The sequence below is a fragment of the Burkholderia sp. LAS2 genome, from assembly GCF_018417615.1.
Lineage (GTDB): Bacteria > Pseudomonadota > Gammaproteobacteria > Burkholderiales > Burkholderiaceae > Burkholderia > Burkholderia sola.
The window spans coordinates 1355516-1376402 of the sequence record NZ_CP071052.1 but is presented as its reverse complement, the minus strand read 5'-3'; the positions used below and the strand labels follow the sequence as shown (position 1 = coordinate 1376402).

The following is a 20887-nucleotide window of genomic DNA, read 5'->3' as shown; positions in this document are numbered from 1 at the left end:
CACGGCGGGGAACACGTACGGCCGACTCGCGGGACGCCCGCACGCGGCACTTCCTGCGAACGCGGCATCTGCATTATTGTTCCGGTAGCATCCACGTTCTTCGCACCCGCTTCCTCGTTTCCCGTTCGCCGCCGATGTCCGCCCCCGATTCGCACGCCACGCTGTCCCGCCCCGCCGTCGCCAAGTCGTGGTGCGGCCGCCTCGAACTCGGCTTCGAGCGGCACGGTGCGCGCACGACGCTCGCGCACCGGCTGCACGACGGCCCGTTGCGCGTGCAGCGGCCGCTGTACCCGGAAGGCGACGCGGTCTGCCACGCGGTGATCGTGCACCCACCGGGCGGCGTCGCGGGCGGCGACCGGCTCGACATCGACATCGCGCTCGGCGACGGCACGCATGCGGTGCTCACGACGCCCGGCGCGACCAAGTGGTACAAGTCGAACGGGCTCGACGCGACGCAGCGCATCGGCATCGCGGTCGGCGCGCACGCGAAACTCGACTGGCTGCCGCAGAACAACCTGTTCTTCGACGCGGCGCACGCCGCACTCGACTTCACGGTGACGCTCGGCGCAGGCGCGAGCGCAATCGGCTGGGACGCGACGCAGCTGGGCCGGCAGGCGGCCGGCGAAACGTGGTCGGCGGGCCGCATCGCGTCGGGTTCGGCACTCGTCGATGCCGACGGCCGGCCGCTGTGGACCGAGCGCGCGCTGCTCGATGCGCACGACCCGCTGCGCGGCGCGCTGCAGGGTCTTGCCGGCTTTCCCGCATACGGCACGCTGTGGGCCGCCGGCGCCGCGTGCGACGCCGCGCTCGCCGAATCGCTCGCCGCGCGGATGCCGTTCGATGCGACGCTGCGCGCGGGCGCGACCTGCGTGACACCCGGCGTCGTGCTGGTCCGCGCGCTGTCGACGTCGATGGAAGCGCTGCAACGCCACTTCACCGACTGCTGGCTGCACCTGCGGCCGATCGTGCACGGCGTCGACGCACGGCCGCTGCGCCTCTGGCAAACCTGAGCGCGGTCGCGCCACGCACCGTTTCGGCGCAACGCCACCCCACACCGCGCACCCTGTACATGCATCGCGCACCATGAATGCGCACGACAGCACGCCGGATGCACATGGCACGGCCCTTGCTGCTTACATAAGCGATACACGACGCACGCCAAACAGCGCGGTGCTACGATGATCCGCCTCCTGCCCGGTTGCGTGCGCACCGATAAAAATTACGTTTTCCTGAACGCCTGCCTTCATGAAACTGACTCCCCGCGAAAAGGACAAGCTGCTGATCTTCACGGCGGCGTTGCTTGCCGAACGCCGCCGCGCGCGCGGCCTGAAGCTCAACTATCCGGAGGCGGTGGCCTTCATCACCGCGGCGCTGATGGAAGCCGCGCGCGACGGCAAGACCGTGGCCGAGGTAATGCATTACGGCACGACGCTGCTCACGCGCGACGACGTGATGGACGGCGTGCCGGAAATGATTCCCGACATCCAGGTCGAAGCGACCTTCCCCGACGGCACGAAGCTCGTGACCGTCCACCACCCGATTCCGTGAGGCCCCGCATGATCCCCGGCGAAATCCTCACCGACGACGGCGAACACGAATTGAACGCGGGCCGCGCGACGCTGTCGCTCGTCGTCGCGAACACCGGCGATCGCCCGGTGCAGGTCGGCTCGCACTACCACTTCTTCGAAGTCAACGACGCGCTGTCGTTCGATCGCGTGGCCGCGCGCGGCTTTCGCCTGAACATTGCGGCCGGCACCGCCGTGCGCTTCGAGCCGGGCCAGACGCGCACCGTCGAGCTGGTCGCACTCGCGGGCGATCGCGCCGTCTACGGTTTTCAGGGCAAGGTGATGGGGCCGCTGTAAGCCGCCCCGCTCTTCAGGAACAGCAACATGACACTACGCTTGAGCCGCCGCGCGTACGCGGAAATGTTCGGGCCGACGACGGGCGACCGCGTGCGGCTCGCGGATACCGAACTGCTGATCGAGATCGAACGCGACTTCACCACGTACGGCGAGGAAGTGAAATTCGGCGGCGGGAAAGTGATCCGCGACGGGATGGGCCAGTCGCAGCGCGTGGCCGCCGACGTGCCCGATACCGTCATCACGAACGCGGTGATCCTCGATCACTGGGGCATCGTGAAGGCCGACATCGCGATCAAGCACGGCCGCATCGCCGCGATCGGCAAGGCCGGCAACCCCGACATCCAGCCGGGCGTGACGATCGCGATCGGCGCCGCGACCGAAGTGATCGCCGGCGAAGGGCTGATCGTGACGGCGGGCGGCATCGACACGCACATCCACTTCATCAGCCCGCAGCAGATCGACGAGGCGCTGGCCTCGGGTGTCACGACGATGCTCGGCGGCGGCACGGGGCCAGCCACCGGCACCAACGCGACGACCTGCACGCCGGGCCCGTGGCACATGGAGCGGATGCTGCAGGCGGCCGACGGCTGGCCGATCAACCTCGGCTTCCTCGGCAAGGGCAATGCGAGCCTGCCGCAGCCGCTCGTCGAGCAGATCGCGGCCGGCGCGATCGGCCTGAAGCTGCACGAGGACTGGGGCACGACGCCCGCCGCGATCGACAACTGCCTGTCGGTGGCCGACGACACCGACACGCAGGTCGCGATCCACACCGACACGCTGAACGAGGCCGGCTTCGTCGAATCGACGGTCGCCGCGTTCAAGGGCCGTACGATCCACACGTACCACACCGAAGGCGCGGGCGGCGGCCATGCGCCCGACATCCTGAAGGTGTGCGGCGAGATGAACGTGCTGCCGTCGTCGACCAATCCGACGCGCCCGTACACGATCAACACGCTCGACGAGCATCTCGACATGCTGATGGTGTGCCATCACCTCGATCCGTCGATCGCCGAGGATCTCGCGTTCGCCGAATCGCGCATTCGCCGCGAGACGATCGCGGCCGAGGACATCCTGCACGATCTCGGCGCGCTGTCGATGCTGTCGTCCGATTCGCAGGCGATGGGCCGCGTCGGCGAAGTGATCATCCGCACGTGGCAGACCGCGCACAAGATGAAGGTGCAGCGCGGCGCACTGCCGGAGGACGGCGCGCGCAACGACAACTTCCGCGCGAAACGCTACGTCGCGAAGTACACGATCAACCCGGCGCTCACGCACGGCATCGCGCATGAAGTCGGCTCGATCGAGCCCGGCAAGTGGGCCGACCTCGTGCTGTGGGAGCCCGCGTTCTTCGGGATCAAGCCGTCGATGATCCTGAAGGGCGGGATGATCGCGCTCGCGCAGATGGGCGACCCGAACGCGTCGATCCCGACGCCGCAGCCGGTCCACTACCGCGAGATGTTCGCGACGCGCGGCGGCGCGCTCGCGCGCACGTCGCTGACCTTCGTGTCGCAGATGGCGGCCGATGCGGGCATCGCGGAGCGCTACGGCCTCGCGAAGCGGATCGTGCCGGTGCGCAACTGCCGCAACGTGACGAAGGCCGACATGATCCACAACGCATGGCGTCCGTCGATCAGCGTCGACCCGGAAACCTACGACGTGATCGCCGACGGCCAGTTGCTCACCTGCGAACCGGCAACGGTGCTGCCGATGGCGCAGCGCTATTTCCTGTTCTGATCCGGAATCCTCAGTGTCATGCGCACCCTCGACAAACGCATTGCCCCGAACGTGAAACTCGCCGCGTCGCTCGTCGCGCGCGCGCCGACGCTCACGCTCGCCTATGACGCCCGCTGCAAGAGCCGCCTCGCGGCGACGCTCGACACCGGCGAGGACGTCGCGGTCCTGCTGCCGCGCGGCACCGTGCTGCGCGACGGCGACGTGCTCGTCGCCGACGACGGCGCGCTCGTGCGTATCGCCGCGGCATCCGAAACGGTGCTGCTCGTGCGCGCCGCCGATCCGCTCACGCTGATGCGCGCCGCCTACCATCTCGGCAACCGCCATACGCCGGTCGAGATCGGCGACGGCTACCTGAAGCTCGAAGCCGATCCGGTGCTCGCGGACATGCTGCGCCGACTCGGCACGCAGGTCGAAGAGGCGCGCGCGCCGTTCCAGCCGGAAGCCGGCGCGTACGGCGGCGGCCACAAGCACGGGCACGACGCGACGTTCGCCGAGGACTATGCGCTGGCGCAGCAGGTGTTCGGCGAACACCATGGACATTCGCATTCGCACGATCACGATCACGATCACGATCACGACCACGATCACGATCACGGCCATCAGCATGGTCCCGGCTGCACGCACGGCCACCACGGTCATGACCACCACTGAACTCGTCGCGCTGCTGCACCTCGCGTCGCCCGCACTACCGATCGGCGCGTACAGCTATTCGCAGGGCCTTGAAGCCGCGCTCGACGCGAACCTGATCCGCGACGCCGATTCCGCGCGCGACTGGATCGCGAGCGGCCTGACCGACGTGCTCGCGCACGGCGAATTGCCGTTCCTCGCGCACCAGCTCGCCCGCTGGCAGGCGCACGACACGCACGCGCTCGCCGCCGACAACGCGTGGTTCGTCGCGAGCCGCGAATCGGCCGAACTGCGCCGCGAAACCGAACAGACGGGCTGGTCGCTCGCGCAACTGTGCGCGTCGCTCGAATGGGGCGACGCCGCACGCCGCGCGACGCTCGCGTCGCTGTCGCCGATCGCGCTGCCGACCGCGTTCGCGTACGCGGCCGCCGCACACGACGCGAGCGCCGACGCGACGCTCGCCGCGTATGCATTCGGCTGGGTCGAGAACCAGACGTCCGCCGCGCTGAAAGCCGTGCCGCTCGGGCAGCTCGCCGGACAACGCATCATCGTCGCGCTGCGCGGCGCGATCGACGCCGCCGTGCGCCGCGCGCTCGCGACGCCGCCCGACGCCGTCAACACGTTCGCGCCGCAGCTCGGCATCCTGTCCGCGCGGCACGAAACCCAGTATTCGCGGTTGTTCCGCTCCTGAACCTCTTCGCCCGACCATGAACGCACCTGCTCCCTCCTCCGCCCGCCGCACGAAGAAACTGCCGCCGCTGCGCGTCGGCATCGGCGGCCCCGTCGGCTCCGGCAAGACCACGCTGCTCGAAATGCTGTGCAAGGCGATGCGCGACAAGTACGACCTCGTCGCGATCACGAACGACATCTATACGAAGGAAGACCAGCGGCTGCTGACGGTCGCGGGCGCGCTGCCCGAGGAACGCATCATGGGCGTCGAGACGGGCGGCTGCCCGCACACGGCGATCCGCGAGGATGCGTCGATCAACCTCGAAGCCGTCGACCGGATGCTGTCGCGCTTCCCAGATGCCGACATCGTGTTCATCGAGTCCGGCGGCGACAATCTCGCGGCGACCTTCAGCCCCGAGCTGTCGGACCTGACGATCTACGTGATCGACGTGGCCGGCGGCGAGAAGATTCCGCGCAAGGGCGGCCCCGGCATCACGAAGTCCGACCTGCTCGTGATCAACAAGACCGACCTCGCGCCGCTGGTCGGCGCGAATCTCGACGTGATGGCGTCCGACACGAAGAAGATGCGCGGCGAACGGCCTTACGTGATGACGAACCTGAAGGCGCTCGACGGCGTCGCGGACGTGATCGCGTTCATCGAGAAGAAGGGTTTGCTGACGGTGTGAGCGGCATGGCGGCGGCTCACGTCGCCGCCATGCGTGCGGGCGGCATCGCGCCGCCCTTCGTCTATTCGTCTTCGGAAGAGGCGTCCTGCCCACCCGGCAGCGCACGCGCACCGGCTTCGCCGGCCGGCAGCAACGCGGCGAGCACGTCGACCGTGCGCGCGGTCGCGCCACGGTGACGCGACGCGAACGCCGCGCCGGCCGCGCCCATCGCGATGCGCCGCGCCTTGTCGGCGAACAGCGCGTCGAGCACGTGCGCGAGATCGAGCGGATCCGCGACCTGCATCGCCGCACCGGCCGCGACCGCATCCGCGGTCGCCTGCGTGAAGTTGAACACGTGCGGCCCGATCAGCACCGGCACGCCGACCGCGCACGCCTCGATCAGGTTCTGCCCGCCGAGCGGCAACAGGCTGCCGCCGATGAACGCGATGTCGGCCGCCGCGTAGTACGCGCCGAGCTCGCCCATCGAATCGCCGAGCAGCACCGTCACGTCGCCGGCCAACGGTTCGGCGGCCGGCCGGCCGGCCGCGAGCGCGGCCGCATCGGCCGCCCAGACGGAGCGCCGCACGCACTTGAGCCCGCTGCGCGCGACGAGCGCCTCGACTTCGGCGAAACGCTGCGGATGACGCGGCACGAGCACCAGCAACGCGCCGGGCGTGCGCATTTCCGCGAACGCCTGCAGCACCAGCGCTTCTTCATTCTCGCGCGTGCTGGCGGCGACCCACACCGGCCGCGCGCCGATCGCGTCGCGCCATGCATGGCCGCGCGCCGCGAGTTCCGGCGGCGTCGTCATGTCGAATTTCAGGTTGCCGAGCACGGTCACGTTGCGGGCGCCGAGCGACGTCAGCCGCTCCGCATCGGCCGGGCTCTGCGCGAGCACGCGCGAGAAGCCGCCGAACACGTCGCGCGTCGCCATGCCGAACTTCGCCGCGCGCCGGAACGAACGCGCGGACATCCGCGCATTGGTCAGCACGAGCGGCACGTCCGCGCGGCGGCACTCGTCGATCAGCGTCGGCCACACCTCGGTTTCCATCACGAGGCCGAGCGTCGGCCGCCATGCGCGCAGGAAGCGCCGCACCGCGCCCGGCATGTCGTACGGCAGGTAGCAGCGCAGCACGCGATCGCCGAAGATCTGTTCGCCCGTCGCCCGGCCGCTCGGCGTCATGTGCGTGAGCAGGATGCGCGCATCGGGGCGCGCGTGCATCAGCGCATCGATCAGCGGCTGCGCGGCGCGCGTCTCGCCGACCGACACCGCATGCACCCAGATCAGCGGCGCGCGATCGTCCGGCGAACGGCCCGCGACGTGGCCGAAGCGCTCGCCGATATGCTCGCGATAGCCGCGCTCCTTGCGCGAACGCACATAGAGCCGGATCACGGCGGCCGGCGCGACGAGCCACCACAGCGCGCGATAGATCGCCCTCAGCATGCGGCCGCCCTCGAGTGACGTCGAAGCAGGTGCACGCTCAAACCAGCGCCCTGCCCGTCAGGCGTTCGAGAATGCCGAGCGGCGCGCACGCGCGGCGCACCATCGCATCGACCGGCAGGAAGAAGGTCTGCTCGAGCATGAACTGGCCGGACATCACAGCGTGCGAAGTCTGATCGGAGAAACATATCCACACGCTGCCCGGCGGAAACGGCATCGTTTGCTGTGGACACGTCTTCTGGTAATCGAGGTCGGCCTTCATCCCGTCGTGCAGGTTCAGCATCAGATGGTCGTATGCGCTGCGCGGCGACTTCGTCACGTGCAGCAGGTTCAGCAACCACGCCGAGCCCGGGAACTGCGGCCGAATCTTCGGCAGGAAGCGCTTCGCGACGTCCTCGAACGGCTCGCCGACGCGCCACACGCGCGGCGCGCCGGCCGGGTTCACGTTCGTGAACACGCGCAGGATCCGCTCGCCGTAGTTCGGCCGCGACGGGAATGCGTCGACGTGCAGGCGGCTGTCGTCCTTGCGCCACGACGTCTGGCGCGTCTCGACCTGCATCAGCCGCAGGCTCGTCGGCGCGACGCGCAGCTTGCCGCGATATTCGGGAAAGAGGCCGTCGACGAGCGTGCCGGCCTGCTGCTGGAAGCGCGCGACGAGCGCGCGCACGGCCGACTGCGTGACGCTGTCGCCGAGCACGCCGGCGAGCGCGCCGCCGTTCGGCGCGAGGCTGATGTTCTTGCGTTTCGGATCGGCGAGCGCCGGATCGAGCAGCGCTTCCTCGCCGCCTTCGATCGCGAAGCGCAGGTGCGGGAAATACAGCACCTTGCCTTCCTCGACCGCGGCGAGCAACTGCTCGCGCGGCGCCGACAGGTTGTGTCCGCTCCAGTCGGCGGACGGGACTTCGATGATCTGGGATTCGCTCATGATCGGTTCGCGTGTGGACAGCGTTACAGGAGACCGAAGCCCGCGAGCGTCGACTTCACCTGCGCGATCGACGGGGGCTGCCCCGCCGTGCCGAGATTGACGACGTTCGGCGACCAGTAGCCGCCGGTCCGCCAGGCCGTCGCGAAATTGTACAGTTCGACCGTCGGACGCTTCAGCGCGGCCGCGATGTGAACCAGACCTGTATCAACCCCGACCGTCGCGGCCGCGCCGTCGATCAGCCCGACCACGGCCGGCAGCGACAGCTTCGGCGGCACGATCGCCGCCGCGCCGAATTCCTTCGCGAGCCGCTCGCTGGTCGCGCGTTCCGCGTCGTTGCCCCACGGCAGCACGAGCGACGCGCCGCGCCGCACGAGCGCCTGGCCGAGCTCGATCCATGCGGCGTCCGGCCACTGCTTGTCGGCGCGCGACGTCGCGTGGACGAACACGACGTACGGCACCGGCAGGTTCAGGCCGAGCGCGGCCACCGCGAGCGCCGCCGCCCGCGTGTCGAGGCCGAACTCGACCGGATCGGCCGGGGTCGGCGCCGGGTCGTCCAGCGCGGCCGCGACGAGCTGACGCGAGCGCTCGACCACGTGCGTGCGCGGCGCGATCGGCACGCGCTTGCGGTAGAAGAAGCGCACCGGCCATTCGTAGCCGGCGCCGTCGGTCCGGTTGCCGAGCCCGACGAGCGGGCCGCGCGCCCAGCTCGCGACCCACGCCGTCTTGATGAGGCCCTGGCAGTCGATCACGAGGTCGTACTGCTCGGCGGCGAGGCGCCGGCGAAACGCGCGGATCTCGCGCCACGTCGCGCCCGAGAACGGCTTCTTGCGCCAGCGGCGCAGCGAGAACGGCAGCACGTTGCGCACGCCGTCGACGAGCCGCACGAGGTCGACGAAGCTTTCCTCGACGAGCCAGTCGATCTGCGCATCGGGGTGGCGGCGCCGGATATCGGCGATCACCGGCATGTTGTGCACGACGTCGCCCAGCGACGACACGCGCACGATCAGGATCTTTTGCACGCTGAAAAAACGCCGGCTGACAGCCGGCGACAGACATAAAGGGGGGATTTTATCCCGGCCGAAGGGCCGGACAGACAAAAAGCGGCCGCGCGCCTGGGGCGCGCGCCGCTTTTCGGGACCAGCACGGCCGCTGAACGGGCCGTCGTACGGGCGGCCCGCTAGCCGCCGGCGCTCAGAACGGCAGCTTCACGTCCGGCTTCGCGGCCGTCAGCACGCGGCGGAAGTCGTCCTGGATACGCTTGAGCCCTTCCTGCGTCTCGGCTTCGAAGCGCATCACGACGACCGGCGTCGTGTTCGACGAACGCGCGAGGCCGAAGCCGTCCGGGTACTCGACGCGCAGGCCGTCGATCGTCACGACTTCGTCGGCGCCGTCGAACTTCGCCTCTTTCTGCAACTGATCGATCAGGCGGAAATTCTCGCCTTCGTCGAGCCAGAGTTGCAGTTCGGGCGTGCTCATCGCGTCCGGCAGGCTGTTGAGCAGCGCGCTCGGATCGGCCGTCTTCGCGAGAATCTCGAGCAGGCGCGCGCCGGTGTACAGGCCGTCGTCGAAGCCGTACCAGCGATCCTTGAAGAACACGTGGCCGCTCATTTCGCCGGCGAGCGGCGCACCCGTCTCGCGCAGCTTCGCCTTCACGAGCGAGTGCCCCGTCTTCCACATCAGCGGCTCGCCGCCCTTCGACTTCACCCACTGCGCGAGGTGGCGCGTGCACTTCACGTCGTAGATGATCTGGGCGCCCGGGTTGCGCGACAGCACTTCTTCCGCGAACAGCATCAGCTGGCGGTCCGGGTAGATGATCTGGCCGTCCTTCGTGACGACGCCCAGGCGGTCGCCGTCGCCGTCGAACGCGAAGCCGAGCTCCGCATCGGTGTCCTTCAGCGCCTGGATCACGTCCTGCAGGTTTTCCGGGTGGGCGGGATCGGGGTGGTGGTTCGGGAACGTGCCGTCGATGTCGGTGAAGCGCTCGACGAGCTCGCAGCCGAGCGCCTTGAACAGGCGCGTCGCGAGCGGGCCGGCGACGCCGTTGCCGGCGTCGACCACGAGCTTCAGCGGCCGCGCGAGCTTCACGTCGCCGACGATGCGCGCGATGTATTGATCGGCGACGTCGATTTCCTCATAGGTGCCGCTGCCCGTCTCGAAGCGCTCGTCGACGATGCGGCGATACAGCGCCTGGATCTGCTCGCCGTAGATCGCGGCGCCGCGCAGCACCATCTTGAAGCCGTTGTAGTCGGGCGGGTTGTGGCTGCCCGTGACGACGATGCACGAATCGACGCGGCGCTCGCCGCCCTTCAGCGCGAGCGGCACGTTCGCCGCGAAATAGCCGACCGGCGTCGGCACCATGCCGACGTCGACGACGTCGACACCGGCCGCCCGCAGGCCGTCGGCCAGCGCGCCGACGAGTTCCGGCCCGGACAGGCGGCCGTCGCGCGCGACGACGACCGCATCGCCGCCCTGCGCACGCACTTCGCTGCCGAATGCGCGGCCGATCCCGCGCGCCGTGTCGACGTCGAGTGTCTTGCCGACCACGCCACGGATGTCATATGCCTTGAAGATGGATTGGGAGATCATCGATTCTCTTCTCTCTCAGTTGCGTGCATGGAAAATTGTCTGGCTTGGCTGGCCGCCTCTCGCCGGTGCCGCGCATGATACAGGCGGCCCCGCAAAACAAGGAACGGAACGGCTGGAGCGGTCGCGATCCCACTTATAATCGCGGGTTTTGATGACGCGCATACCGCCTATTTTAATGCCTAGCCGTCCCGCCGCCGCCCACCCGCCGCTTTCGGCCGCCCCCCGCGCGCGCCGTCGCTGCCGCGCATGCTGAAGCGCTTCGGCAACCCGGACGTCGCGAAAGCCGTCGCGAACCTCGTCTGGCTGGGCCTCGAACGGCTCACGCAGATCGGCGTCGCGATCGCGATCAGCGGCCTGCTGGCCCGTTATTTCGGGCCAGATGTGTTCGGCAAATGGCAGTACGCGAATACGCTTCTCCTGGTACTGGCGCCGCTCACCTGGGTGTGCGGCGCGGAAATCCTCGTCCCGACCATCGTCCAGCGCCCGCCTGCCCAGCTCGGCGCGGTGCTCGGCAGCGCGTTCGTGCTGCGCATCGCCGTGTCGGTCGCCGCGCTCGCCGCGACCTGGATCGCGATCGCCGCGGGCGCCTTCGACCCGCTGGTCGGCGCGATGCTCGCGGGCCTCGCGGTCACGATGGTGTTTCGCGAGCCGTTCGTCGGCGTGATCAACGCGTGGCTGCAGAGCATGACCTACAGCAAGCCGCAGCTCGTCGCCAGCATGGTCACCGCGCTCGCGAAGGCGCTGCTCGTCTGGCTGCTGGTGCGCGCGGCCGCCGGCCCCGCCCGCTTCGCGTGGCTGTGGGCGCTGGAAGCCGCCGCGATCGGCCTCGCGCTGCTGCTGTACTACCGCCATCGTAACGGCGGCGCGCTCGGCTGGAGGTTCGACACATCGCTGTTCCGGCACTTTGCAACGGCCGGCACCGTGTTCTGGCTCGGCCTCATCTGCATGTACCTGTTCCTGAAACTCGACCGCCTGATGCTCGAGCGCCACGTGTCGTTCGCCGATCTCGGCCGCTATTCGGCCGCGCAGCAGCTCAACGAGAACTGGATCACGCTCGCGCTGATGCTCGCGCAGACCATCGCGCCCGCGTTCGTGTACCGCGTGCAGGACGTCGCGCGGCTGCGCCGCAACATCGTCCGGCTGATCGCGATGACGGCCGGCCTGATGACGGCCGGCGCGCTCGTGCTCGACGCGGCCGCCCCGCTGATCGTCGGCAAGGTGTTCGGCCGCGGCTACGAGGCGTCGGTCGACATCTTCCGCTGGGCCGTCTGGCTGTCCGTGCCGGCCGGCATCGAGGCGATAGGCAATCTTATCGTTCTCAAATATCAAGCAAAATTCGTGTTGCTGTCGAAATGGCTGCTCGCGCTGGCGATCGCCGTGCTCGTCAACCTGTTCGCGATCCCGCGGCTCGGCCTGTACGGCGCGCTCGTCGGGCTGGCGGCCGGCTACCTGGCTGCTGCTGCCGTCAACTTTTATTACATCCGTTTCAAGCTGCGAACATGACGTCCCCTGATTGCCCGCCCCCGCTCGACGACGTGGCCGTGCTGATGCCGGCCTACAACGGGCACGACGACGTCGCCCGGACCCTCGCGTCGTTTCGCGAGGACGCACCCGTGCACGTGCTGATCGTCGACGACGGCAGCACGCCGCCGATCGTCGCGCCCGACCTGCCAGGCCTGTCGATCGACGTGCTGCGCATGCCGCGCAACGGCGGCATCGAACGCGCGCTGGCGGCCGGCATCGACGCGCTCGCCGCGCGCGGCTTCCGCTATGCGGCCCGCATCGATGCGGGCGATCTCGCCACGCCGCAGCGCCTGGCGAAAGAACGCGCGTATCTCGACGCCCACCCGCGCGTGGCCTGCGTCGGCATGTGGACGCAGGTCGTGTCGCGCGCCGGCGAGCCGCGCTTCATGCTGACGCCGCCCGCCGACCCGCGCACGTTGCGCCGCACGCGCTTCCTGCGCTCGCCGCTCGTGCATCCGTCGGTCATGTTGCGCATCGACGCCGTGCGCGAAGTGGGCAACTATCGGGCGAAGTACCGCGCGGCCGAGGATCTCGATCTTTTTTTACGGTTAATGCAACGCTACGATTGCGCGAACCTGCCGGAACTCGGCCTGTATTACGAGCTTAACGAGGGCGGGATCAGTGCGACCAAACGCCGGCGCCAGCTGGTGTCGACGCTCACGCTGCTGCTGCGCCACTTCAACGTGCTGAACCCGTACGACTGGGCCGGCCTCGCCAAGAACCTGCTGCATTTCGTGACGCCGTACCGTACGCTGCAGCGCATCAAGCAGACGCTGTTCGCCGCGCGGCCGTCCGCCTGACGCGCATCCGGCCCGTCCGGCAATTACGACGCTTTATTTTTTCTTTTTTTCATGTCCACCACGTCCCCGCTGCGCATCGCGCTCGTCTGCAACACGGCCTGGGCGATCCATACGTATCGCCACGGGCTGATCCGTGCGCTCGTCGCGCGCGGCGCCGAGGTCGTCGTGATCGCGCCGCACGACCGCACGGTGCCGCTGCTCGAGCAGATGGGCTGCCGTTACGTCGCGCTTGCCGTCGCGTCGAAAGGCACGAGCCCGCGCGAGGATCTCGGCACGCTCGCCGCGCTCGCGCGCCACTACCGCGCGCTGCGGCCCGATCTCGTGTTCCACTACACGATCAAGCCGAACATCTACGGCTCGGTGGCCGCGTGGCTCGCGCGCGTGCCGTCGATCGCGGTGACGACGGGCCTCGGCTACGTGTTCATCCAGAAGAGCCGCGCGGCGAGCGTCGCGAAGCGCCTGTACCGGTTCGCGTTCCGCTTCCCGCGCGAGGTGTGGTTCCTCAATCGCGACGATCTCGCGACCTTCACCGACGAGCGCTTGCTCGCGCATCCCGAGCGCGCGCGGCTGCTGCACGGCGAAGGCGTCGATCTCGAACAGTTCTCGCCCGTGCCGCTGCCGGGCGGCGACGCGCCCGTCTTCATCCTGATCGGCCGGCTGCTGTGGGACAAGGGCGTACGCGAATACGTCGAGGCCGCGCGTCTCGTGCGCGAGCGCTTTCCGAACGCGCGCTTCCAGCTGCTCGGGCCGCTCGGCGTCGACAATCCGAGCGCGATCGGTCGCGCGGACGTCGACGCGTGGGTCGGCGAAGGCATCGTCGAGTATCTCGGCGAAGCGCACGACGTGCGCCCGCACATCGCGGCGGCCGATTGCGTCGTGCTGCCGTCGTACCGAGAGGGCGTGCCGCGCACGTTGATGGAAGCATCGGCGATGGGCCGCCCGATCGTCGCGACCGACGTGCCGGGCTGCCGCGACGTCGTCGCCGACGGCGAAACGGGCTTCCTGTGTCGCGTGCGGGACAGCGCGAGCCTCGCGGAGCAAATGAATCGCATGATCGCGCTCGGGCCGCAAGGCCGGGCGGCGATGGGCGCAAGCGGCCGGCACAAGGTCGCGGCGGAATTCGACGAACAGCAGGTCGTCGAACGCTACCGGGAGACCATCCATTCGTTGACGGGATTCACACTCTGAAGGAGCGCATCAGCATGACCGCTAAAGGCACCATCCTCGTTACCGGCGGCGCGGGCTATATCGGCTCGCACACGGCCGTCGAGCTGCTCGACAACGGCTACGACGTCGTGATCGTCGACAACCTCGTGAACAGCAAGGCCGAATCCGTGCGCCGCATCGAGCGGATCACGGGCAAGACGCCCGCGTTCCACCAGGTCGACGTGTGCGACGAAGCCGCGCTCGCGAAGGTATTCGACGCGCACCCGATCACCGGCACGATTCACTTCGCGGCGCTCAAGGCCGTCGGCGAATCGGTCGCGAAGCCGCTCGAGTACTACCAGAACAACATCGGCGGCCTGCTCGCCGTGCTCAAGGTCATGCGCGAGCGCAACGTCAGGCAGTTCGTGTTCAGCTCGTCCGCGACCGTGTACGGCGTGCCCGAGCGCTCGCCGATCGACGAATCGTTCCCGCTGTCCGCGACGAACCCGTACGGCCAGTCGAAGCTGATCGCCGAGCAGATCCTGCGCGATCTCGAAGTCTCGGACCCGTCGTGGCGGATCGCGACGCTGCGCTACTTCAACCCGGTCGGCGCGCACGCGAGCGGGCTGATCGGCGAGGATCCGGCCGGCATCCCGAACAACCTGATGCCGTACGTCGCGCAGGTCGCGGTCGGCAAGCTGGACAAGCTCCGTGTATTCGGTTCGGATTACCCGACGCCGGACGGCACCGGCGTGCGCGACTACATCCACGTCGTCGATCTCGCGAAGGGGCACATCGCCGCGCTCGACGCACTGGCCAAGCGCGACGCGAGCTTCGTCGTGAACCTCGGCACCGGGCAAGGCTACAGCGTGCTGGAAGTGGTGCGCGCGTTCGAGAAGGCGTCGGGCCGCCCGGTGCCGTACGAACTCGTCGCGCGCCGCCCGGGCGACATCGCCGAGTGCTATGCGAACCCGCAGGCCGCTGCCGACATCATCGGCTGGCGTGCGACGCTCGGCATCGAGGAAATGTGTGCCGACCACTGGCGATGGCAGGAGGGGAACCCACGCGGTTTTGTATAATCCGCTGTCCATTTTTCGAGCGATCCCATGCTCAGCTTCGCGTCCGGCTTCATCGTTTCCTTGCTCGTCACGCTGTTCATCGTGCGCTACGCGCACCTTCACGAGAAATTCTCGATCGACAGCGACCTGGCCGGCGTGCAGAAATTCCACGTGCGGCCCGTGCCGCGCGTCGGGGGCATCGGGATCCTCGCCGGGGTCGTCGTGGCCGCGCTGCTCGTGTCGCGGCGCTATCCGACGATCGCCGGCAGCATTCTCGGGATCGTCGCCTGCGGGATGCCGGCGTTCCTGTCAGGCCTCGTCGAAGACCTGACCAAGCGCGTGTCGCCGCGCGCACGGCTGCTCTGCACGATGGGCGCGGCCGCGCTGGCGTTCTGGCTGCTGGGCATCGCGGTCAAGCGCATCAGCGTGCCGCCGCTCGATTTCCTGCTCGGCTACGTGGCCATCTCGGCGTTCATCACCGTGCTCGCGGTCGCGGCGCTCGCGAACGCGATCAACATCATCGACGGGTTCAACGGGCTCGCGTCGATGGTCAGCTTCATGATGTTCGCGTCGCTCGCGTATGTCGCGTTCCATGTGAACGACCCGGTCGTGATGTCGGCGTCGATCATCATGATGGGCGCGGTGCTCGGCTTCTTCCTGTGGAATTTCCCGGCGGGGCTGATCTTTCTCGGCGACGGCGGCGCGTATTTCATCGGGTTCATGCTTGCCGAGCTCGCGATCATGCTGGTGATGCGCAACCGCGAGGTGTCCGCTTGGTATCCGGTGCTGCTGTTCATGTATCCGATCTTCGAGACCTGCTTCTCGATCTACCGGAAGAAGTTCATCCGCGGGATGTCGCCGGGGATTCCGGACGGCGTGCATCTGCATATGCTCGTGTACAAGCGGCTGATGCGGTGGGCCGTGGGGACGAAGCACGCGCATGATCTGACGCGGCGGAATTCGCTCACATCACCTTATCTGTGGTTGCTGTGCCTCGTCGCGGTGATTCCGGCGACGTTGTTCTGGCGGCATACCGTGCATCTGTTCGTGTTTGTTGTGGTGTTTGCGCTGACTTATGTTTGGCTTTATCTCAGTATCGTCAGGTTCAGGGCGCCGCGGTGGATGGTGGTGAGGAAGGAGAAGCGGGGGCATTGAGGGGCGGCGGCCAGCCTGTTGCCCGGCTCGCACGGCCCGCCGCCGGTGGCGGGGGCCGTACGGATATTCGGCCGCGAAGCGACGAGTGAAACGGCTAGGCGCCTGCTGTGTTCGTGCTCCAGCGCGGCAATGGCACATAGATCACGACGTTACCGTCGTCCTGAACATAAGTCGCCGCGCCTGAATTGCCGCTCGTGCCGGAATACCAGAGCGGGACCCCCGTCGAACTGTAGACGACCAGATTGCCATCCGTTTGCATCGCCGCGAATGCGCCCGGATGACTATAAGTACCCGAATTCCATTGCACAACGCCTTGGCGAAGCAGCACGAGATTTCCGTCTCCCTGCATGACCAGCACGTTCACGCCATTGCCTGAAGTAAAACTCTGGCCACTGCCGAGGGTAACGCCACCCTTCCAGACCGCCGGGCCGGTCGTGGAGTTCGCGTATACGCTGGAAGCGGTCGATGTGTCGAACACCGGAACAAACGATCGGTATATCACCAGGTTGCCGTCGTCCTGCACGACGAGAAACTGGCTGTAGGACGTGCTGCTGGTCGTCGAGTTCCACAGCGCGTTGCCGCTCGCGCCGTACACCACGAAGTTGCCATCGTCCTGGAAGACGGCATACGCTCCGGCATTTCCGTAAGTGCCTGAATTCCACACCGCAGCACCATTGGCGGTGTTGTAAAGCACGAGGTTGCCGTCATTCTGCATCGCCAACTGATGGCTTCGGGAAGCCGAATACAGGATTTGCCCCGGCCTGAGCGTCGTACCTTGGTTGATCACACCGCCGTAAATCGCCGCCGTCGAACCACATATCGCGGAATACATCGCGCTGACGTTCGGCGTGCCCCAGCCGGTCACGAAATCCCATCCCGAGCCTGCACTATATGCGCCGTTCGACCCGAAGGTGATATCGCGAAGGATTGATGGCGTCGTGGCCTGGACGCTGTACAGCGTGGGCGCCGCAAAACCGAGATTCGTCGCGCAGGATCCGGACAGCATGCGGGCCCAGGTCGCAGCAAACAGCGGCGCGGACAGGCTCGTCCCACCCATGGTCACGAGTTGTCCGCCCACGACGACTGCTTCGCCGCTGTTCGGATCGGCGTCGAATGCAATGTCCGGCATACCCCGAAAAGCGCGGCCCTTGAGCGCCGGAACATTCGACTGCCACGACGGGATCGGCTCGATGCCACTGATGCCGCCCCCACTGGAATCCCAGGCCGTCTCGCCTGCGTAGCTGCCGTTCCCGTTCGTATAGAGCGTCGTGCCGCCGACGGCCACCACGTACGGTGACGTCGCGGGGTATTGCACCGATGTGCCAGAGCAGCCGTACGCCACGCTTCCTGAATCGCCGGAACTGACCGAAAAAGTCTGCCCCTGCGCGACGGCGAGCTGGAACAGCGTGTCGATGACCGCCGTCGGCGCCCAGTTCTCGCAACCGCCGATCGACATGTTGATGACCCGGGCGGTGTTGTCGGTCACGGCGCGATTGATTGCAAGCGCCATATCGCTCCACGCAAACGACCGCGCAACGTAGAAATTGAGTTGCTTGAGGCCGCCTGACATCCCGACGATGGTCTGGCTATCGAGCGACCATTCCATGGTTGCGCTCGTGTCCCCGCTCGACAGTCCGGCATGAATCACGGAAACGGGTACGGCGGGCAGATGGTTATTGCTTTCGAACGTCGCCAGGTCGATGACGGACTGCGTCACGTCTCCTTCGGCAATGATGGCGACTGTGATGTTCGCCGCCGTCGGGGCGCTGCCGACGGAATAGATGCGGGGAAAATCCGTCGGATTGTGGCCCACCGTGACGGCGGAAGTCGTCGGCGATGCGTTCGCCGTTGGCGCAGCGGCGGCATTGGACGCGCGTACGAAATTCGGGCGCAGGCGAGTCGCGGTATCGAGCCCGAGAACTCCTTGAACGACACCGCCGATCGCATCGGGCACCGTCTCCGGGGCGGTGTTGATATGCGTGCTGGTGCCGTCCGCCATCGTGACCGGTACGAGCGTCGTCTGGAACACACCCGATATCACGCCGGCCGGGGCATCGGCTTCGACGATCATGTTGTTGCCGGCGACGCTGATGTTCGTGAAGCCTTTACTTGCCAAGTAGGCCTTCACGGTGGCAACCTGGGTCGTGGTGGGTGCGTACCGCGCAGCAATCTGGGCAGAAGTCAGCACGGCCCCGAAGTTGGCGCTGCCGGGTGTCCGCGCTTGCTGCACGAAGCGGTTCAGCCCGGCTTCGTCATTGAGCTTGAGCACCAGCGCAACATGGACGGGCGCCGTCGCACTCATAGGCGCGGCGCTAACCGCGTTACCGGTGGCCCGCAGCGCCGACAGTTTGCCCGCCTGCGCGGCAATCGCAGTCGGACCCGCGTCGTCGCCGCCGCAGCCTGCGAGCGCAAGCACCAAGAGTGCCGCGCCTATTCCCCTGACAAGTTGTTCCGTTTTCATCGAATTGGTATGGACCGTAGAGCCTCGTATTTGGCTTCTCGCCTTTTTTCTTTACGGCAATCGCACGGCTACCTTGAGGAAAACATAGGAAGGAATCGGTGGGTAGTCAAATACTCCGATGTATCGAACCCGAAGTTCGGACAGCACAATTTGCCTCTGCGGTCACGCCCCAATAGACGTCGCACGAGCCTCGGATGTTGCACGACCGCAAGCATCACCTCCGCAACGCGTCCCGCGCCAATCCGGCTGTGCTTGCGGCGAACCTACCAATAAAAATGCCGTTCAGTTGGCTACTGAACGGCATCGATTCCGCGATCGCCTGTTATTTCGCGATCTATTACGGCGCGATCACTCGCTGGCAATCGCCCGTCTCGGCACGCTCTGAAGCACCGGAGTCGCCGTCGTCTGATATTCCGGTACCCAGCGCCGCAGATCGCGCCGCACTTCGTCGTCGCTGAGCACGCGGTGCTGCATCAGCCAAGGCAATAGCTCATCAAGCAGATGGTCCGGCACTTCCCGCGCACGCGCGATTCGCAGCTTCGGATGCGGCGTGCGTGTGGTCGTCTCATCGTCCGCGAGCAATTCCTCGTAGAGCTTCTCGCCAGGCCGCAGCCCCGTGAATTCGATCCGGATCTGCCCTTCAGACAAACCGTACAGACGAATCAGGTCACGCGCGAGATCGACGATCTTGACCGGCTCGCCCATGTCGAGGATGAAGATCTCTCCGCCGCGCCCCATGCTCGACGCCTGCAGCACGAGTTGCGACGCTTCCGGAATCGTCATGAAAAAGCGCGTGATCTCGGGATGCGTGACCGTCACTGGCCCGCCCTTCGCGATCTGCTGCTGGAACTTCGGAATCACGCTGCCGGCACTGCCGAGCACATTGCCGAAGCGCACCGTCTCGAACTGTGTGCCGTCGCTCGTCTGCTGCAACGCCTGGCACGCCATCTCGGCGAGGCGCTTGCTCGCGCCCATCACATTGGTCGGATTGACCGCCTTGTCGGTCGAGATCAGCACGAAGTGACGCACGTCGTGGCGAATCGCCGCGCGGGCCACGCGATAGGTGCCGAGCACGTTGTTGCGCAGCGCCTGCCACGCGTTGTGCTCTTCCATCAACGGCACGTGCTTGTACGCAGCCGCGTGGAACACGATGTGCGGTGCGTGACGCGACATCACCTGGTCGAGCAGCAGCGAGTCCTTCGCATCGCCGATGATCGGCAGGACGGGCAGATCGGGGAAGCGCTCGCGCAGTTCCTCGGTCAGCCGATACATCGCGTATTCGGACAGGTCGAACGCGACGAGCTGCGCCGGCGCGAAGCGCAGGATCTGCCGGCACAGTTCGGAGCCGATCGAGCCGCCCGCGCCCGTCACCATCACGACGCGGCCGCGCAGCAGCGCCTCGACGTGTGGTGTGTCGATCGTCACCGCGTCGCGGCCGAGCAGATCCTCGAGATCGATGTTCCGTACCTGCGACAGGAAGCCCTGCCCCGGCATCAGCGCGGTCAGCGACGGCAGCACCATCGCCTTGACACCCGCCCGCACACACAGCGTCGCGACGCGACGCTGTGTCTCGACCGACGCCGACGGAATCGCGATGATCGCGTATTCAACCTTCAGCGCGTCGGTCCAGTGCTTCAGGTCGTTGAACGAGCCGAGTACCTTGTAGCCGTAGATTTCGCGGCCCTGCTTCGTGACGTCGTCGTCGAGCAAGCCGACCAGACGCCATTCGCCGGAACGCGACAACTCGCGCGCAAGGCTCGCGCCGGCCGTGCCGGCGCCAAGCACCAACACCGGCTTGCCCTTGCCGACGAGCCCGCCGTACAGGTAGTACTCCTTCGTCGCGCGGTACAGCGCCCGGGCACCGCCCATTACAAGGAACAGCATCAGCGGTGACACGAGCAGCACCGAACGTGGAATGATCGGCTGCGGCTGGAACATCACGGCGCCGATCATCACGATCACGCCGCCGCCGATGACTGCCTTTGAGATCCGCATCAGATCGGGAAGGCTCGCAAACACCCACAGCCCGCGGTACAGCCCAAACACGAGGAACATCAGCGCGTAGACCGGCAACACCCAGACGAGCGCCATCAGCGCGCCGCCCATGAAATCGGACGGAACGCTGCCGTTGAATCGGACGAGATAGGCGAACAACCACGCGGCGGTGACCGCCGTCAGGTCAAACAGGAAAGCGCTCAGCGAAAGCCATGATGCTTTGGATCGCAACATCGGCA

At 67.2% G+C, this 20887-nt stretch carries 18 protein-coding genes; 12 read left to right on the top strand and 6 right to left on the bottom strand.

All coding sequences use genetic code 11. The features are described from left to right. Nucleotides 1-134 precede the first annotated feature (134 nt). From JYG37_RS06385 to ureG, 7 genes are all read left to right on the top strand, one after another. Entirely contained in the window at nucleotides 135-1010 is an 876-nt protein-coding gene (locus JYG37_RS06385; RefSeq protein WP_124630647.1) for an urease accessory protein UreD, read from the top strand. Between the two features lie 235 nt (nucleotides 1011-1245). Next, on the top strand, nucleotides 1246-1548 hold the full coding sequence (ureA, locus tag JYG37_RS06380) for an urease subunit gamma (protein WP_006406310.1): 303 nt from the start codon (nucleotides 1246-1248) through the stop codon (nucleotides 1546-1548). An 8-nt stretch (nucleotides 1549-1556) separates the two neighbouring features. Next, nucleotides 1557-1862: an urease subunit beta gene (locus JYG37_RS06375; protein ID WP_050011646.1), complete on the top strand. Its 306-nt coding sequence runs from the start codon at nucleotides 1557-1559 to the stop codon at nucleotides 1860-1862. A 27-nt stretch (nucleotides 1863-1889) separates the two neighbouring features. Further along, on the top strand, nucleotides 1890-3596 hold the full coding sequence (gene ureC / locus JYG37_RS06370) for an urease subunit alpha (protein WP_050011647.1): 1707 nt from the start codon (nucleotides 1890-1892) through the stop codon (nucleotides 3594-3596). Between the two features lie 18 nt (nucleotides 3597-3614). Continuing rightward, nucleotides 3615-4247 carry an urease accessory protein UreE gene (gene ureE / locus JYG37_RS06365; RefSeq protein WP_124630646.1) on the top strand — a complete coding sequence of 211 codons (633 nt, stop codon included), beginning with the start codon at nucleotides 3615-3617 and terminating at the stop codon, nucleotides 4245-4247. Continuing rightward, complete coding sequence (locus JYG37_RS06360) at nucleotides 4234-4914, top strand: urease accessory protein UreF (protein ID WP_213346086.1); 681 nt, start codon at nucleotides 4234-4236, stop codon at nucleotides 4912-4914. Before ureE ends, JYG37_RS06360 begins: the two co-directional genes overlap by 14 nt. A 16-nt stretch (nucleotides 4915-4930) precedes the next feature. After that, complete coding sequence (ureG, locus tag JYG37_RS06355) at nucleotides 4931-5578, top strand: urease accessory protein UreG (RefSeq protein ID WP_072436159.1); 648 nt, start codon at nucleotides 4931-4933, stop codon at nucleotides 5576-5578. Between the two features lie 61 nt (nucleotides 5579-5639). On the opposite strand, the gene waaA is transcribed toward ureG, so the two are convergent. The 4 genes from waaA to JYG37_RS06335 all read right to left on the bottom strand — a co-directional run bounded on the left by waaA (nucleotide 5640) and on the right by JYG37_RS06335 (nucleotide 10509). Further along, on the bottom strand, nucleotides 5640-7001 hold the full coding sequence (gene waaA / locus JYG37_RS06350; RefSeq protein WP_213345946.1) for a lipid IV(A) 3-deoxy-D-manno-octulosonic acid transferase: 1362 nt from the start codon (nucleotides 6999-7001) through the stop codon (nucleotides 5640-5642). A 37-nt stretch (nucleotides 7002-7038) separates the two neighbouring features. After that, on the bottom strand, nucleotides 7039-7923 hold the full coding sequence (kdoO, locus tag JYG37_RS06345) for a Kdo hydroxylase KdoO (protein ID WP_213345945.1): 885 nt from the start codon (nucleotides 7921-7923) through the stop codon (nucleotides 7039-7041). Between the two features lie 23 nt (nucleotides 7924-7946). Then, nucleotides 7947-8942 (bottom strand): lipopolysaccharide heptosyltransferase I, encoded by a 996-nt coding sequence (waaC, locus tag JYG37_RS06340; protein ID WP_050011652.1) that lies wholly within the window; start codon nucleotides 8940-8942, stop codon nucleotides 7947-7949. A gap of 172 nt (nucleotides 8943-9114) precedes the next feature. Beyond that, nucleotides 9115-10509 carry a phosphomannomutase/phosphoglucomutase gene (locus JYG37_RS06335; RefSeq protein ID WP_124556100.1) on the bottom strand — a complete coding sequence of 465 codons (1395 nt, stop codon included), beginning with the start codon at nucleotides 10507-10509 and terminating at the stop codon, nucleotides 9115-9117. 246 nt (nucleotides 10510-10755) lie between these two features. On the opposite strand from JYG37_RS06335, the gene JYG37_RS06330 reads away from it, so the two are divergent. Genes JYG37_RS06330 through JYG37_RS06310 form a run of 5 tightly spaced genes read left to right on the top strand, consistent with a single transcriptional unit; the run spans nucleotide 10756 to nucleotide 16192 of the window. Continuing rightward, complete coding sequence (locus JYG37_RS06330) at nucleotides 10756-12012, top strand: lipopolysaccharide biosynthesis protein (RefSeq protein ID WP_124630642.1); 1257 nt, start codon at nucleotides 10756-10758, stop codon at nucleotides 12010-12012. Next, complete coding sequence (locus JYG37_RS06325; RefSeq protein ID WP_089488215.1) at nucleotides 12009-12833, top strand: glycosyltransferase; 825 nt, start codon at nucleotides 12009-12011, stop codon at nucleotides 12831-12833. The genes JYG37_RS06330 and JYG37_RS06325 overlap by 4 nt, the downstream gene beginning before the upstream one ends. Before the next feature lie 51 nt (nucleotides 12834-12884). Next, on the top strand, nucleotides 12885-14021 hold the full coding sequence (locus JYG37_RS06320; protein WP_124680150.1) for a glycosyltransferase family 4 protein: 1137 nt from the start codon (nucleotides 12885-12887) through the stop codon (nucleotides 14019-14021). Nucleotides 14022-14035: 14 nt separating this feature from the next. Beyond that, complete coding sequence (gene galE, locus JYG37_RS06315) at nucleotides 14036-15058, top strand: UDP-glucose 4-epimerase GalE (protein ID WP_124638647.1); 1023 nt, start codon at nucleotides 14036-14038, stop codon at nucleotides 15056-15058. Nucleotides 15059-15085: 27 nt separating this feature from the next. Further along, nucleotides 15086-16192 (top strand): MraY family glycosyltransferase, encoded by a 1107-nt coding sequence (locus JYG37_RS06310; protein ID WP_050011658.1) that lies wholly within the window; start codon nucleotides 15086-15088, stop codon nucleotides 16190-16192. A 94-nt stretch (nucleotides 16193-16286) separates the two neighbouring features. Here the strand turns inward: JYG37_RS06310 and JYG37_RS06305 are convergent, their stop codons facing one another. Then, a complete protein-coding gene (locus JYG37_RS06305) occupies nucleotides 16287-18653 on the bottom strand; it encodes a protease pro-enzyme activation domain-containing protein (RefSeq protein ID WP_213345944.1) in 2367 nt (788 codons plus the stop codon). A 348-nt stretch (nucleotides 18654-19001) separates the two neighbouring features. Further along, nucleotides 19002-20882, bottom strand: coding sequence for a polysaccharide biosynthesis protein (locus JYG37_RS06300; protein ID WP_213345943.1), 1881 nt, complete (start codon nucleotides 20880-20882; stop codon nucleotides 19002-19004). Between the last annotated feature and the right edge of the window lie 5 nt (nucleotides 20883-20887).